This is a genomic window from Limimaricola cinnabarinus, assembly GCF_047631075.1.
Classification (GTDB): Bacteria; Pseudomonadota; Alphaproteobacteria; order Rhodobacterales; family Rhodobacteraceae; genus Limimaricola; species Limimaricola cinnabarinus.
The window spans coordinates 15,340-30,132 of record NZ_JBLHYX010000007.1; the positions used below are offsets into that span (position 1 = coordinate 15,340).

Below are 14,793 nucleotides of genomic sequence, written 5' to 3' on the forward strand. Positions count from 1 at the left end.
TCGGGGAGAATGCGGATCGCCGCGCCGGGGCCATCCACGGTGCGGCGATACCGCTATGACGTGGTGCCCGGACGGCGTCAGCCGGGCGACGGGTCCGCGCCTGCGTGCTGCGCGTCGCGCGCCAATGCGGCAAGGCTTCCGTTGAGCGGGCCCAGTGGGATCAGGCAGGCCTGAAGCGCGTGATAGATGTCGGGCTTGCCGTGAAACGGGTCCGACGACGGGCGGCCATCGGCGTCGATCTGCGGGTGCCAGCCACCCGCATCGCGGTCGATCAGGTGCCGTGCGGCAAAGTCCCAGAACCGGCGGTACCATGCCTCGAAACGCGGATCGCCGTCGAGTTCCGACAGCGCATGCGCCGCGCCGATCCCCTCGCAGACCGGCCACCAGTAACGCTCGGCGATGGCGGGACGGTCGTCCCAACCCAAGGTGTAATAGAGCCCGCCCTTCTGCGCGTCCCACCCGTCGGAAACGGCGCGCTCGAACAGGGCGCGTGCCGCCTCCGGGGCCCAGCCGAGCCTGCGGCTTCCGGTCTCGTAAAGCTGCACCAGAAGCCGCGCCCATTCGAGAGAATGGCCGGGCGTCAGCCCGGCGGGGCGGAACATCGGGTCGCCGTCATAGTCGCGATCGACGCTCCAGTCGGCATGGAAATGCTCGGCCAGACGCCAGCCGTTCTCGCGCGCGCGGCGGTTGACGATCAGCTCTGCGATGCGCTCGGCCATCGCCAGATGCGTTTCGTCGCCGGTGGCCTCGAAGGCCGCCATCAACGCCTCGGTCAGGTGCATGTTGCAGTTCTGGCCGCGATAGGCCTCGGTCTCGCGCCAGTCGGCGTCGAAGCCCTCGCGGATCGCGCCATGCGCCTCTTCCCAGAACCGCTCGCGGATCAGCGGCGTCACGTCATCGATCATGCGCCGCGCCTGCGGGTGACCGGCCATCTCGGCGCTGGCGGCGGCGAGAAGAACGAAGGCATGGCCATAGCCGGTCAGCCGCGGATCGGGCACGTCGGTGGCGGTCACGCCCCAGGCATAGCCGCCGCCGGGCTGGCGGTGCCGCTCCCACAGGAAGCGCATTCCGTGATCGACGATCGCCATCGCGCCGGGGCGGCCCCCGAGCGCCGCTATGGCAAAGCAATGCACCATGCGCGCGGTGGCGTGGATCTCGCGCAAAGGCGCGTCGCGCAAGGCGTGCCCGCCGGCGTCGAGAACGAAGAAACCGCCTTCCGGATCGACGCTTTCGGCCTCGAACAGGCGCAGCAGGTCGTCGGCCTCGCGTGCGAGCCAGCGGCGATGGTCGGGCAGGGTGGTCCAGCGGGTGGTCATGTTCGTCTGCTCCTGATGGGTCGGCGGGGCGAGGGAGGGGCGGTCGTGTCGCGCGGCACCAGCGTGGCGTCGATGCGCAGCGTCGTCGGGGCGGCGGCGGGGTCGGACATGCGGGCGAGCAGGCGCTCGGCCAGGCGCCGCCCGAGATCGTAGGGCATGACCGAAAGCGTGGTCAGCGCCGGTGTCGCCAGCGCCGCCTCGGCCACGTCGTCGAAGCCGATGATCGACACCTCGCGGCCCGCCCGCTCGCCGCGGCTCGCGAGGCCGAGACAGGCGCCGAGTGCCACCATGTCGCCATTGCACACCACCGCGCCGATATCGGGATGCGCGGCGCGCAGCGACAGGATCGCGTCGCGCCCGCCGCGCCTGCTGTCCTCGCAAGGCCAGACCAGCGGCGCGCCGAGGCCGCGTTCGGCCACGGCCGCGAGATAGCCCGCGATCCGGTCCGTGCGCGGCGCGCGCGGCGCGGTGCCCCCCAGAAAGGCGATGCGGCGATGGCCGAGATCGGCCAGATGCGCCACCGCGTCGCGCAGCGCCCGCGCGTTGTTCAGCTCGACATGGTCGAGATCCGGTGACACCCGGTGCAGGAAGGTGACGACCGGCAGGCGCTGCGCCGCGAGAAGGTCGAGCGTCGCGGCATCGGTGCCGCTGGCCGGGACCCAGATCAGCCCGCCGCGCATGTTGGCGATCAAGGCGCGCAGATTGCGGCCCTGCCGTTCGGCGTCATCGCGCGAATCCAGCACCGAGACGAGGTAGCCGTCGCGCTCAAGCCGGTCACTGACGCCGCTGACCAGCTCCGCGTTGAACGGGTTGGCGAGGTGGTGCAGCACGAGGCCGATCTCGCGGTTCTCGCCCGAGCGCATCGCCGCCGCGCGGCCATCGGGCAGGTAGTTCACCGCGCGCGCCGCTTCGAGAACCCGGGCGCGGGTCTCTTCCGAAATGCGGCCCGTGCCACGCAGCACCTGACTGACCGTCGCGGGCGAAACGCCGGCCGCCGCGGCGACGGTGCTGAGTTTGGGTCTATGGGCCACGGATCGCGATCAGCCTGCCATGCGGTCTTTCAATGGCTTTAATATAACGATATATCAGAGGGGCGCAACGCCCCTTCACCGTGCCATTGCCTTGGCCCGATCTGCCTGCAAGGAGACCCCCGATGCAGCCCGTTTCCCCCCCGTCGCAGGACCCGCGCGGCTTTCTCGAAACGCTCTTCGCCGCCGCCGTGGCGCGCGCCGACCCGATGCAGGTCGTCGCCGCGTATCTGCCGCCGCGCCCGGAGGGGCGGCTCGTGGTGATAGGCGCAGGCAAGGCCAGCGCCCGCATGGCCGAGGCGGTCGAGGCGGTCTATGGCCTCTGCGAGGGGCTGGTGCTGACGCGCTATGGCTATGCGCGGCCCTGCCAGGGCATCGAGATCGTCGAGGCGGCGCACCCCGTGCCCGACCAGGCCGGGCTCGAGGCGACGGCGCGGCTTCTTGACCTGCTGTCGGGGCTGAAGCCCGAGGATCACGTGCTGGCGCTGATCTCCGGGGGCGGCTCGGCGCTCCTCTGCGCGCCGATCGAGGGGCTGACGCTCGAGGACAAGAGGGCGGTGAACGCGGCCCTTTTGGCCTCCGGCGCGCCGATCTCGGCGATGAACGTGGTGCGCAAGCAGTTGAGCCGCGTAAAGGGCGGACGGCTCGGCGCGGCCTGCGCCCCGGCGCGGCTTTTAAACCTCATCATCTCGGACGTGCCCGGCGACGACCCGTCCGAGATCGCCTCCGGCCCGACCGTGGGCGATACCAGCACGCCCGAGCAGGCGCTCGAGATCATCGAGCGTTGGTCCATCGACGTGCCCGAGGCGGCGCGCGCCGCGCTGGAACGACAGGGAGAGCATGGGCCCGACCGCGTGGCCCCGGGCGATCCGCGCCTCGCCCGCTCCGAGACCCGCATCGTCGCCGCCCCGGCGCAGTCGCTCGAGGCCGCCGCCGAGATCGCCCGCGCGGCGGGCTGCGAGGTGCGGATGCTGGGCGACGCGCTCGAAGGCGAGGCGCGCGATCTGGCGGTGACGCAGGCGCGGGCGGCGCGAGAGATTGCCGAGGGCCTCGCGCCGGAGGCGGCGCCGGTGCTGCTGTTGTCAGGGGGCGAATGTACCGTGACCCGGCGCGGGCAGGGGCGCGGCGGCCCGAATGCCGAGTTCGTCCTTGCCGCGGCGATCGAGCTTGCGGGCGATCCGCGCATCCACCTGCTGGCCTGCGACACCGACGGTGTGGACGGGGCGGACGAGGTAGCGGGCGCCTATGCCGGGCCCGCGACGCCCCTCGACACGGCCGAGCAGGCGCTGCGCGACAACGACGCGCATGGCTATTTCGGCCGGATCGGCGGTCAGATCGTGACCGGCCCGACCCTGACCAACGTCAACGACTTCCGGGCGCTGCTGGTGCTGCCGCCGGTCTGATCGCCGTCGCACCGCCGCCCTTCATGCGGCGGTGCAGCGACGAATATCGGTCGCGTTAACGAAATACCAATTGCCGAAACCGGTTTCGGAACTGAACTTCGACTCAAGGGAGATTCGAAGTGATCCAGACCGTTCAAGATCGCGGACCGGCCGACACGCTTTCGGGGCGGGTGACCATCACCCAGCTTTCCGAGGCTCTCGGGCTGAGCAAGAGCACGGTCAGCCGGGCGCTGAATGGCTATCCCGACATCTCCGAAAGCACCCGGCTCAGGGTGCGCCGAGGCGCCGAGACGATGGGCTATCGGCCCCTGAGCCACGCACAGGCGATCCGCACGGGGCGGGTGCGCGCGCTCGGGCTGGTGGTGCAGATCGACGATCACGACTCGCAACGCCCGTTTCTCGCCGATTTTCTCGCCGGGATCTCGGTCGCGGCCAGCGCCGAGGGCTGGACCCTCACCGTGGCGACCGCCGACAGCGAGGCGCGCACCGTCCGCACCATGGCGCAACTGGTCGAGGACCGGAAAGCCGACGGCTTCATCCTGCCGCGCACCTTGTCCGACGACGCGCGCGTGACGCTGCTCCGGACGCATGACGTCCCCTTCGTGATGTTCGGCCGCACTGCCAAGCCCGAGGGCTGCGCCTGGTTCGACATTCTCGGCGAAGACGCGATGCGCGACGCGGTCGTGCATCTGGCGCGGCTCGGTCATCGCCGGATCGCCTTCGTGAACGGCGGGGCGCGCTACAATTACAGCCGGCTGCGGCTCGCGGGCTACCGCGCCGGGCTCGCCGCCGCCGGGCTCGAGGAAGACCCCGCGCTGATCCGCGGCAACGCGCTGCGCACCGAGGATGGCGCGCGCGAGACCCGGGCGCTGCTGGCGCTCGATGCGCCGCCGACGGCGGTGGTCTTCGCGGTCGATCACGCGGCGCTCGGGCTCTACCGGGTCTGCGCCGATCTCGGCCTCGCGGTGGGGCGCGACCTGTCGGTCATCAGCTATGACGGCGTGCCCGACGGGGCCTATGCCGATCCGCCGCTGTCGTCGTTCAAGGTCGACACCCGCGCGGCGGGCCAGCGGCTTGCCGAGATGCTGATTGCGCGCATCCGGGGAGCGGCGCCCGAAGAACTGCGCGAAACGGCGCCCGCGATCTTCGACGACCGCGGATCGGCCGGGCCGCCGCGGCTGGAACCCGAGGCGCTGGCACGGCGCCTCCGGCAAGAAACGACATGATTTTCACCATGGGAGGAGAAACCATGACCACGACCCGCAAGACCCGACTGCTGACCGGTGCCGCGCTGATCGCGCTCACCGCAGGAGGTGCCCAAGCCGAAAGCCTGCGCTTCTGGACCACCGAGGAGCAGCCCGAGCGCCTTGCCGCGCAGCAGGAGCTGGCGGCCGAGTTCGAGGCGGCCTCGGGCCACACGGTCGAGGTGATCCCCGTCACCGAGAGCGATCTGGGCACCCGCGCCACCGCCGCCTACGCGGCGGGTGATCTGCCCGACGTGATCTACCACACGCTGCAATACGCCCTGCCTTGGGTCGATGCGGGCATTCTCGACATCGATGCGGCGACCGACGTGATCGAGAATCTCGGCGGGGACAGCTTTGCCCCCGGCGCGCTCGCCATGGCCGAGCTCGAAGGCGGCGGCTATGCCAGCGTGCCGGTCGATGGCTGGACCCAGATGATCATCTATCGCAAGGACCTGTTCGATGAGGCCGGGCTTGAGGCGCCGACCTCCTTCGACGCGGTGCGCGCGGCGATCGATGCGCTGCACAACCCGCCCGAGATGTACGGCTTCGTCGCCGCCACCAAGGTCGATGAGAACTTCATGAGCCAGGTGCTCGAGCACGTCTTCCTCGCCAACGGCGTCTCGCCGGTCGGCCCCGACGGCGCGCAGCCGCTTGACGAGGCGGCGACCACCGAGGTGCTGGAGTTCTACAAGGCGATCGCCGAAGCCTCGCCGCCGGGTGAGCTCTACTGGGACCAGTCGCGCTCGCTCTACTTCTCGGGCGATGCGGCGATGATCATCTGGTCGCCCTTCATCCTCGACGAGCTCGCCGGCCTGCGCGACAGCAACCCGCCCACCATCAACGACGATCCGACCTCGCCCGAGCTGGCCTCCAAGACCGGGATCGTCACCAACTTCTCGGGTCCGTCCAACCCCGAGGGCGCGGCCTGGGCCGACATCCGCTATTTCGGGATCACCAACGACGCCTCGACCGACGCGGCGATGGAGTTCGTCGAGTTCTCGATGAACGAGGGCTACACCAAGACGCTGTCGATCGCGCCCGAGGGCAAGTTCCCGGTGCGGCGCGGCACCGCCGAGAACCCCTCCGAGTTTTCGGAGGAATGGGCCAAGCTGCCGATGGGCGTGGACCGCAAGAAACCGATGTCCGAGCTCTACGATCAGGCGATGATCGACGAGATCGTCGGCGGGCTCGACGTGGCCCAGCGCTGGGGCGTCGAGGACGGACAGCTCGCGCTGGCCTCCAAGATGATCAACAGCCAGGCCATCAACCGCGTGGTGCGCCAGTACATCGACGGGCAGATCGACGCCCCCGCCGCCGTTCAGGCCATGAACGACGAGCTGGCCGCGATCCAGTGATCGCGGCCGGGCGGCCTCTCGCGTCCCTCCCCGCGAGGGGCCGCCCCCCATACCTTCATTTTCATCCGCCATCCGCGAGGACCGGACCATGACCGCCCAGACCCCACGAAGTGGGTCGGCACCGCTCGGCCAGAGCGCCGAAACGAGCCGACCCGCGCCAACACCGCCCAAGGGCCGCAATCCACTGGAGCGCCGCGAGGCGCGGCTGGCCTGGGGCCTGCTGTTGCCGACCGTCACCGCCGTCACGCTCGTCGTGGTGCTGCCGCTGCTCGCGATCTTCTGGATCAGCGTGAAGCCCGTGGGCCTCGCCGATCTGCGCCCGCCGGTGCCGGTGGTCAGCGAGGATCTGCGCGGCCGCCCGGAGGCCGTGGGCGACGCGGCCACCCTGCGCTACCGGCTGCGCAATTCGAGCCAGGACCAGGTGATCTCGGGCGTGCTGCTGACCGACACGCTGCCCGAAGGGCTGGAGATCGGCGATCTCGACCCGCGCTGCGTGCTCGACGGCCGCGAGATGACCTGCGACCTCGGCGATTTCGAAGGCGGCCACCGCGAGACCATCGAGATCCCCGTCATCATCGGTCAGGCCTTCGCCGATGCCGGGATGGAGCTGCCCGAGAGCCCGCCGGGCCTGACGGGCCGCGCCTCCAACGTGCTGACCTCGGGCAGCTTCACCTTCGAGAACTTCGCCCGCATCTTCGACGGGGCCGAGTTCTGGGGCGTGCTCTGGGTGACGCTGGTCTATACCGTCTTCGGCACGATCGGCGCGCTGCTCTTCGGGCTGTTCGCCGCGCTGCTTCTGGACAAGTCGTTCCGGGGGCAGGGCGTGCTGCGCGGGCTTTACCTCTTTCCCTATGTGGCCCCCGTCATCGCCGTGGCCTTCACGTGGATCATCCTGTTCGACCCGTTCTCGGGCTCGGCCAACGCGCTGCTGATCCAGATGGGCGTGACCGACGAGGCGATCAATTTCTTCGGACAGAGGCCGCTCGCGCTTATCATGGTGATCCTGTTCGAGGTCTGGCGCTACTTCCCGCTGTCGTTCCTGTTCATCCTGGCGCGGATGCAGTCGATCGACACCGACATGTACGAGGCCGCCGACATGGATGGCGCGAGCCCGTTCCAGCAGTTCTGGTATCTCTCGATGCCGCAGCTTCTGGGCATCCTGTCGGTGCTGTTCTTGCTGCGCTTCATCTGGACCTTCAACAAGTTCGACGACATCTTCCTGCTCACCGGCGGCAACGCCGGCACCCGCACCCTCACCGTCAACGTCTATGAACAGGCCTTCGCCGTCTCCAACATCGGCGCTGGCGCGGCCGTGGCCGTGGTGATCTTCGCCTGCCTTCTGGTGTTCAGCTTCCTGTTCTTCCGCTTCATCAGCCAGGAGGAGGGGCTATGAGCATCTTTCGTCACGGATACGTCGCGGGGCCGATCTTGGGCCTTCTGTGGGCGCTCGTCATCGCCACCACCACCGCCGTCGTCTTCTCCTTTGCCACAGGTGGCGCGTTTCGCCCGGGCGGCATCGGCGCGGGGCTTCTGGGTGCGGGCCTGGGCGCGCTCGCCGTCCTCTGGCCGCGTCTGGCGGGGCCGGTGGGCCTCGGTCTGGGGGCGCTGATGTCGCTTACCCCCCTCGCGCCGGTCGTCACCGGGCCGGACATCGCGGCCACGACCGCGCTTCTGGCGGGCGGCGTCATGGGCGCCGCCACCGGCTGGCCGATCGCGGCGATGATGGCGGGCTGCCACAGCGGCGCGCTGACCCGGCACGAGTTCGAGGCTTCGGTGATCCGCTTTCTCACCGGTTTCGGCTACATCTTCTTCACCGCGATCGTCGCCATTCCCTTCTACGTGATGGTGATGACGTCGCTGAAGAACCAGTCCGAGCTGATCCAGAACCCGCTCGATTTCTCGATCGACCTATCCAAGGGCTGGGACCTGTTTCGCAGCTATTCCGAGCTGTTCGGCCAGTTCAACTTCGGCAGCTATCTCTGGACCTCCTTCCTGGTCTCGGTGCTGACCGTGTTCATCACGCTGCTGTTCGCGGTGCCGGGCGCCTATGCGGTGGCGCGGCTGCGCTTTGCGGGCCGCGCCGCGATCTCGCGCTCGATCCTGCTCATCTACATGGTGCCGATGATCGTGCTGGCGCTGCCGATCTACATCGCCTTCTCGATGCTGGGCTTGCGGAACTCGATCTTCGGCATCGTCATGATCTACCCGGTCACCACGATCCCGGTCGCGCTCTACATGCTGCAGGGCTATTTCCGCGGGCTTCCGGCCGAGATCGAGGAGGCCGGGCTGATGGACGGTCTGAGCCGTCTCAAGGTGATCTGGCAGATCACCCTGCCGCTCTCGATGCCGGCGCTGGCGAGCGTGTCGCTCTACGTCTTCATGATCGCGTGGAACGAGTTCCTGCTGGCCTTCATGCTGCTCGACGACCCGTCGAAGTTCACGCTCACCCGCGGCATCGCCGCGCTCAACTCCTCCGAGATCCCGCGCCAGCACCTGATGGCGGGCTCCGTGATCGCCACCGTGCCGATCATGGCGCTGTTCCTCGGGCTCGAACGCTTCATGACCAAAGGCCTCACCGCAGGCTCCGTCAAAGGATGACTTCCATGACCAATCCCCGCATTTCGCCCGCGCTGGACGAACAGGCCCGCGCGATCCTCACGGGCAACGACCGCGGCGGCTACACGGTGCCGACCGACGGGCTCTACCCCTACCAGTGGAACTGGGACAGCGCCTTCGCCGCATGGGGCTTTGCCACCTTCGACCTCGATCGGGCGTGGACCGAACTCGACACGCTGTTCTCGGCCCAGTGGGCGGACGGCATGGTGCCGCACATCATCTTTCACAAGCCCGATCCGGGCTACTTCCCCGGTCCCGACGTCTGGGGCACGGGCCAGTCGCCCGAAACCTCCGGCATCAGCCAGCCGCCCGTCGCCGCCACCATGGCGCGCCTCATCTTCGAGATGGATGCGGAGGCGGGCCGCGACCGCCTTGCGGCGCTATATCCTCGGATGCTCGCCTGGCACCGCTGGTGGCGCGACCAACGCTGCGGCTCGGGGGTGGTGGCGATCACCCACCCGTGGGAATCGGGGCGCGACAACTGCCCCGACTGGGACATCGGCATGGCCAATGTGGATGGCTCGAATGTCGGCGAATACACCCGCCGCGACACCGGCCATGTCGATGCTTCGATGCGCCCCGGCAAGGCGGATTACGACCGCTACATCGCCATGGTGCAGTTCGGCCGCGACTGCGGCTGGGACCAGTCCGAGATCGTCGCGAACGGCCCTTTCCTGATGGCCGATCCGGGCATCACCTTCATCCTGCTGCGCGCGCATGACGACCTCGCAGCATTGGGCCGCGCGCTGGGCCACGACGTGAGCGAGGTCGAGGGCTGGGCCGCCGATCTGCGCGCCGCCGTGCCCTCGATCTGGAACGCCGAGACCCGCGGCTTTGATGCGCGCGACCTCAAGACGGGGCGCTTTTCGGGCCGGATCGGCTCGGCCGCCTTCCTCGCCTATCTGGCGAATGTCGAGAGCCCGGAGCTCGACGCGCGGATGACCGAGCTGTGGGACGCGGTGCGCTACGGCTTTCCCTCGGCCGACCCGGCCTCGGAGGAGTTCGACCCGCGCCGCTACTGGCGTGGCCCGTCATGGCCCGTGGTCAACGCGCTGATGGCGATCGGCCTCACCGACCGGGGCCGCCATGCCGCAGCCGAACGTCTGCGCCGCGAGACGGCGGAGCTGATCGAGGCGCATGGCTTCTTCGAGTATTTCGATCCGATCGACGGCACGCCCTGCGGCGGCGATGCCTTTACCTGGACGGCGGCGATCTGGCTCACTTGGGCGGGCGCGGCCGGCGATGCGAAGGGAGGTGCGTGATGGCATCCATCGAGCTCAAGGGCGTCGAGAAGTGGTTCGGCGAGGTGCAGGTCATCAAGGGGGTGGATCTCGCCATCGAGGAGGGCGAGTTCGTGATCTTCGTCGGCCCCTCGGGCTGCGGCAAGTCCACGCTTTTGCGGATGATCGCGGGCCTCGAGGGCACTTCGCGCGGGCAAATCATGGTCGGCGACCGTGACGCCACCGCCGAGCCGCCCTCCAAGCGCGGCCTCGCCATGGTGTTCCAGTCCTACGCGCTCTACCCGCATATGTCGGTGGCCGAGAACATGGGCTTTTCGCTCAAGGCCGCCGGGGTCAAGCCTGCCGAGCGGCAGCGTCAGGTGGCCGAAGCCGCCCGCGCGCTCAGGCTCGAGGAATATCTCGACCGCAGGCCGCGCGACCTGTCGGGCGGGCAGCGCCAGCGCGTCGCCATCGGCCGCTCGATCGTGCGTGAGCCGACGGCGTTTCTCTTCGACGAACCGCTGTCGAACCTCGACGCCTCGCTGCGCGTCGAGATGCGCTACGAGATCGCCAAGCTGCACCAGACGCTGAAATCGACCATGATCTACGTCACCCACGACCAGATCGAGGCGATGACGCTGGCCGACCGGATCGTCGTCCTCTCGGCCGGGAAGATCGCGCAGGTGGGCACGCCCAAGGAGCTCTACGAGCATCCCGCCAACCTCTTCGTGGCGCAGTTCATCGGCAGCCCCAAGATGAACGTGCTGCCCTGCCGCACCGGGCGCGGCGAATGGCAGCTCGAAGGCGGGCGCGGCGGCGTCTTCGCAGGCGCGGACGAGGCGGTCACTCTCGGCATCCGGCCCGAGCATATCGAGATGCTGCCCGAGGGGCAGGGCGCCTGCGACGGCACCGTGGACCTTCTCGAATATCTCGGCGCCGATACCAACGTGATCGTCGATTGCGGCGGTGCCTTGGGCAAGGTGACGGTGCGGGTCATCGGCGGCACCGATCTTCAGCCGGGCGACCGTGTCGGCCTCGGCTTCGAGCCGTCGCGGATGCACTTCTTCGACCGCGACGAACAGAGCGTCGGGGCCGGCTGACGCCGCCTTCCGGCGGGTCCGTTGCACGATCGGCCACCGCCTCCGGGGCGGTGGCCGATGTCGTCTGTCTCAGGCGCCCTTGCGGCGAAACGCCATGACGGCCGCCAGCGCGCAGAGCGCCATGGCCGCCAGCACGGTCTCGAACCCGTGGGGGTTCAGATGCGGCGCGGCCCCGCCGGTATGGGCCTGCGCGGGCAGTGCCGCGACCAGAGCGGCCAGCGCGCCTGCGGGGATCAGGTATTTCATCGGTCGAACTCCTGTTTGCGATCGGAAAGAAAGTCGCGGATGTCGAGCAGGCTCTTTTCGCGCATCGACACATAGACCAGCGACATGTTGGTGCGTTCGGTCACCATGGGGCCGGGAAAGGGCAGGTAACTCAGCTCGGCGCTGCCGAAGGAGGGCGCGGCGGTGCCGACCTGCCATTCGGTCCTGAGCTCCACGTCCACGAGCTTGAGAGCGGTGCTGCCGCCCGCGCCCGGACGCTCGAAGGGCACGCCCGCGAGCCGCAGGTAAGCGGCCTTGTCGCGGGCCTGCACGAAGCCGTCGATGAACTGGGTCGCCAGCACCTGCAGATCCGCTGCCGTGTCCTCGGGCGCGAGATGGCTGTGGAACGCCTCGCCGCCATGGGCATGGTTGTGGCCGGGGCCGGGATGCGGGTGATCGTGGTGGTGGTGATCATGCCCATGGGCATGATCATGCGCGTGATCATGAGGCATTGGACCACCTCTTGCCGCTGAACTCGCCATGCGGGATCTGCACCGGCTTGTCCATGTGCCGCTTGTGCGCGCCCAGTGTGCCCGCCGACACCATCGAGCCCAGCACGTCGACAATTACCCGCGTGCCCATCAATGCGGTGATGTCCGAAGTGTCGTAGGGTGGCGAGACCTCGACCAGCTCCATGCCGCAGATCCCCGCCGCGGCGACCTTGGAGACCAGCGCCAGCGCCTCGCGCGGCAGGAAGCCGCCCGGCTCGGGCCAGCCGGTGCCCGGCACGAAGCCGCAATCGATGCTGTCGATGTCGAAGGAGAGGTACACCATGTCCACCCCGTCCCAGGCCAGCTCCAGCGCCATCTCTACGGTCTTGTCGACGCCCATCCGCTCGAAATCGGACATGGTGATGATGTTGGTCTCGCGCTCGCGCGCGACCTGCACCGCCTCGCGCGGGACCTGCCAGCCGCCGATGCCGATCTGCACGAGGTTCTTGGCCGAGACGTTGGGCATGTTGGTGGCGTGGAACCACGGCGTGGTGTGCATCCGCTCGTCGAGATCCTTTTCCTGGATGTCGGCGTGGCGGTCGAAATGGATGATGCCGATCTTCTTGGAGGTGCATTGCGCAATGCCGCGCAGACAGGGAAAGCCGATCGAATGGTCGCCGCCGATCATGATCGGCAGGCTCCCCGAGGAAGCCACATGGCTCACCGCGCGGCTGATCTGGTCGAAGCTCTTCTCGATGTTGGCGGGGATGGTGAACACGTCGCCCGCGTCGCACAGCGTCATCTGCTCGCGCAGGTCGACGGCGAGTTCGTAGTTGTAGGGCGTGTAGAGCGCCGAGATCTTGCGCACGCCCTGCGGTCCGAAGCGGGTGCCGGCGCGGTAGGTGGTGCCGCCGTCGAAGGGAATGCCAAGCACGGTGGCGTCGTAATTGCCGACCTCCAGCACGTCCTCGGTGTAGGGCGCCTTGAGGAAGGTGTTGATGCCCGCGTAATGCGGCAGCTCCCCGCGCGCGAAGGTCGGGATCGACTTGTCCTCGATGCTGTCGGCCCCGGTGAGACCCATGCGCAGCGCCCAGGCGCGCTCTTCCTCGGCGCGGCGGTTGGGCAGCTTGGCCTCGCCGCGCATCGCCTGCCAGCCCTGAAGCCGGGTCAGGTCCGGGTGATGGCCGCGCGCCTTCGGCAGGGACCGGTCGGCGGGGTGGTGCGACCGGGACAGGTCATGCGGATTGCAGAACACGTGTATCCTCCTTGAGGGTCTGGAACGGGATGCCGCCATGGCGGGCATCGAAGTCGTAGGTGATGGTCGCCCCGTAGGCGTCGGGGAACTGCGGGTCCCAGCGGGGCTTGTCGAAGACGACGACCCGGTCGCCGAGCTTGAAGCCCTCCTGGATGTCGTGGGTGACCATGAAGACGGTCATGCCAGTCTCGGCGCGCATCTCCTGCAGGAAGTCGTGCATCGCGACCCGGGTGCCGGGATCGAGCGCGCCGAAGGGCTCGTCGAGCAGCAGGATGCGCGGCCGCGCGGTGAGCGCCTGCGCGATGGCAAGGCGCTGCTGCATGCCGCCCGACAGCGTCGAGGGGTAGGCCGCAGCCGCATGCACCAGACCGATCCGCTCCAGCGTCGCGCGGGCCCGCTCGCGCGCCGCGCGCCGCGCCGCGCCGTGCAGCCGGCCCCAGCGGGTGCCGAGCCCCTGGGCGGCGACGAGATTGCCCTCCAGCGTCAGATGCGGGAACACGGAGTAGCGCTGGAACACCACGCCGCGCGCCCGGTCCGGCTCGCGCGCGGGGGGCGCGCCGTCGATCGAGATGACGCCCCGGTCGGGCCGCTCCTCGGCCAGGAGCAGCCGCAGGAAGGTCGACTTGCCGCAGCCCGAGGCGCCGACGATCGAGATGAACTCGCCCTCCGCCACCGACAGGTTGACCCGTTCGAGGATCGGGCGGTGTCCGTAGGCGTGGAAGATGTCATGCGCGGTGACAAAGCTCATAGCCCGGCCTCCATCCACGGGAAAGCGCGGCGCGACAGTGCGCGCAGGCCCCAATCCATCACGAAAGCCAGCAGCGTGATCCACGCGACATAGGTCAGGATCACGTCCATCGCGAGATAGCGCCGCACCAGAAAGATCCGGTAGCCGAGGCCCTGATCGGCGGCGATCGCCTCGGCGGCGATGAGAAACAGCCATGCCGGGCCGAGGCCGAGGCGCACGGCACCGATCACGCGCGGCAGGATCTGCGGCAGCGCCACCCGCAGCGCGATCACCATGGACGAGGCGCCGAGCGTCTGCGCCTTGACGATCTGTTCGCGCGGGATGTCGAGCACGCGCTGGCTCAGGTCGCGGATCAGCACCGGGGTGATGCCGATCACGATCAGCATGACCTTCGACAGCTCTCCCAGACCGAAGACGATGAACAGGATCGGCAGGAGCGCCAGCGGCGGCACCATCGAGGCGACGCCGACGAAGCCCGCGAGCCCCGCCCGCAGATGCGGCACGAGGCCGATGCAAAGGCCCGTGGCAAGACCGATGGCGGTGGCGATGCCGACGCCGGAGATGAGCCGCAGCAGGCTCGACCACGTGTCGTGCCACAGCAGGATGCGCCCGGTGCGGCGGTCGCCTTCGGTAAAGAGCCCCGCCGCCGTGTCGAGGATCGTGGACGGCGCTGGCAGCAGCTTGTCGGCAGGGTTGGCCGCGAGCCGCAGGTCCGAGGCCACGGCATAGGCCGCGAGCACCAGCGCGAAGGGCGCCAGCGCCAGCGCCAGCCGCAGCGCCGGTCCGGGATGTCGATTGATCACCCGCATC

14 protein-coding genes are annotated in these 14,793 nt (G+C 69.0%); 7 read left to right on the plus strand and 7 right to left on the minus strand.

Going from position 1 to position 14,793, the window contains the following annotated elements:
• Positions 1–77 precede the first annotated feature (77 nt).
• Together ACJASC_RS07340 and ACJASC_RS07345 are read right to left on the minus strand one after the other, a co-directional pair.
• Positions 78–1,316 carry an AGE family epimerase/isomerase gene (locus ACJASC_RS07340; RefSeq protein WP_415144808.1) on the minus strand — a complete coding sequence of 413 codons (1,239 nt, stop codon included), beginning with the start codon at positions 1,314–1,316 and terminating at the stop codon, positions 78–80.
• Positions 1,313–2,347 (minus strand): LacI family DNA-binding transcriptional regulator, encoded by a 1,035-nt coding sequence (locus tag ACJASC_RS07345; RefSeq protein WP_415144810.1) that lies wholly within the window; start codon positions 2,345–2,347, stop codon positions 1,313–1,315. The genes ACJASC_RS07340 and ACJASC_RS07345 overlap by 4 nt, the downstream gene beginning before the upstream one ends.
• A 122-nt stretch (positions 2,348–2,469) precedes the next feature.
• Here ACJASC_RS07345 and ACJASC_RS07350 point away from each other — a divergent pair, with 122 nt between their 5' ends.
• From ACJASC_RS07350 to ACJASC_RS07380, 7 genes are all read left to right on the plus strand, one after another.
• Positions 2,470–3,747 carry a glycerate kinase type-2 family protein gene (locus ACJASC_RS07350; RefSeq protein ID WP_415144812.1) on the plus strand — a complete coding sequence of 426 codons (1,278 nt, stop codon included), beginning with the start codon at positions 2,470–2,472 and terminating at the stop codon, positions 3,745–3,747.
• Between the two features lie 119 nt (positions 3,748–3,866).
• Positions 3,867–4,973, plus strand: coding sequence for a LacI family DNA-binding transcriptional regulator (locus ACJASC_RS07355; RefSeq protein ID WP_415144814.1), 1,107 nt, complete (start codon positions 3,867–3,869; stop codon positions 4,971–4,973).
• A 23-nt stretch (positions 4,974–4,996) separates the two neighbouring features.
• Positions 4,997–6,349, plus strand: a complete 1,353-nt coding sequence (locus tag ACJASC_RS07360; protein WP_415144816.1) for an ABC transporter substrate-binding protein — start codon at positions 4,997–4,999, stop codon at positions 6,347–6,349.
• An 88-nt stretch (positions 6,350–6,437) separates the two neighbouring features.
• Positions 6,438–7,742, plus strand: a complete 1,305-nt coding sequence (locus ACJASC_RS07365; protein WP_415144818.1) for a carbohydrate ABC transporter permease — start codon at positions 6,438–6,440, stop codon at positions 7,740–7,742.
• Entirely contained in the window at positions 7,739–8,947 is a 1,209-nt protein-coding gene (locus ACJASC_RS07370) for a carbohydrate ABC transporter permease (protein WP_415144820.1), read from the plus strand. The genes ACJASC_RS07365 and ACJASC_RS07370 overlap by 4 nt, the downstream gene beginning before the upstream one ends.
• 5 nt (positions 8,948–8,952) lie before the next feature.
• The gene (locus ACJASC_RS07375; RefSeq protein WP_021693808.1) at positions 8,953–10,227 is read left to right on the plus strand and encodes an MGH1-like glycoside hydrolase domain-containing protein; all 1,275 of its coding nucleotides are present in this window, start codon (positions 8,953–8,955) and stop codon (positions 10,225–10,227) included.
• Complete coding sequence (locus ACJASC_RS07380) at positions 10,227–11,285, plus strand: ABC transporter ATP-binding protein (protein WP_415144823.1); 1,059 nt, start codon at positions 10,227–10,229, stop codon at positions 11,283–11,285. Before ACJASC_RS07375 ends, ACJASC_RS07380 begins: the two co-directional genes overlap by 1 nt.
• Before the next feature lie 69 nt (positions 11,286–11,354).
• On the opposite strand, the gene ACJASC_RS07385 is transcribed toward ACJASC_RS07380, so the two are convergent.
• Genes ACJASC_RS07385 through ACJASC_RS07405 form a run of 5 tightly spaced genes read right to left on the minus strand, consistent with a single transcriptional unit; the run spans position 11,355 to position 14,792 of the window.
• Positions 11,355–11,531, minus strand: coding sequence for a hypothetical protein (locus ACJASC_RS07385; protein ID WP_415144825.1), 177 nt, complete (start codon positions 11,529–11,531; stop codon positions 11,355–11,357).
• Positions 11,528–12,001 (minus strand): hypothetical protein, encoded by a 474-nt coding sequence (locus tag ACJASC_RS07390; protein WP_415144827.1) that lies wholly within the window; start codon positions 11,999–12,001, stop codon positions 11,528–11,530. Before ACJASC_RS07390 ends, ACJASC_RS07385 begins: the two co-directional genes overlap by 4 nt.
• The gene (locus ACJASC_RS07395; protein WP_021693804.1) at positions 11,991–13,235 is read right to left on the minus strand and encodes an agmatinase family protein; all 1,245 of its coding nucleotides are present in this window, start codon (positions 13,233–13,235) and stop codon (positions 11,991–11,993) included. Before ACJASC_RS07395 ends, ACJASC_RS07390 begins: the two co-directional genes overlap by 11 nt.
• Complete coding sequence (locus ACJASC_RS07400; protein WP_415144829.1) at positions 13,216–13,983, minus strand: ATP-binding cassette domain-containing protein; 768 nt, start codon at positions 13,981–13,983, stop codon at positions 13,216–13,218. Before ACJASC_RS07400 ends, ACJASC_RS07395 begins: the two co-directional genes overlap by 20 nt.
• A complete protein-coding gene (locus ACJASC_RS07405) occupies positions 13,980–14,792 on the minus strand; it encodes an ABC transporter permease (protein ID WP_415144831.1) in 813 nt (270 codons plus the stop codon). Before ACJASC_RS07405 ends, ACJASC_RS07400 begins: the two co-directional genes overlap by 4 nt.
• Between the last annotated feature and the right edge of the window lies 1 nt (position 14,793).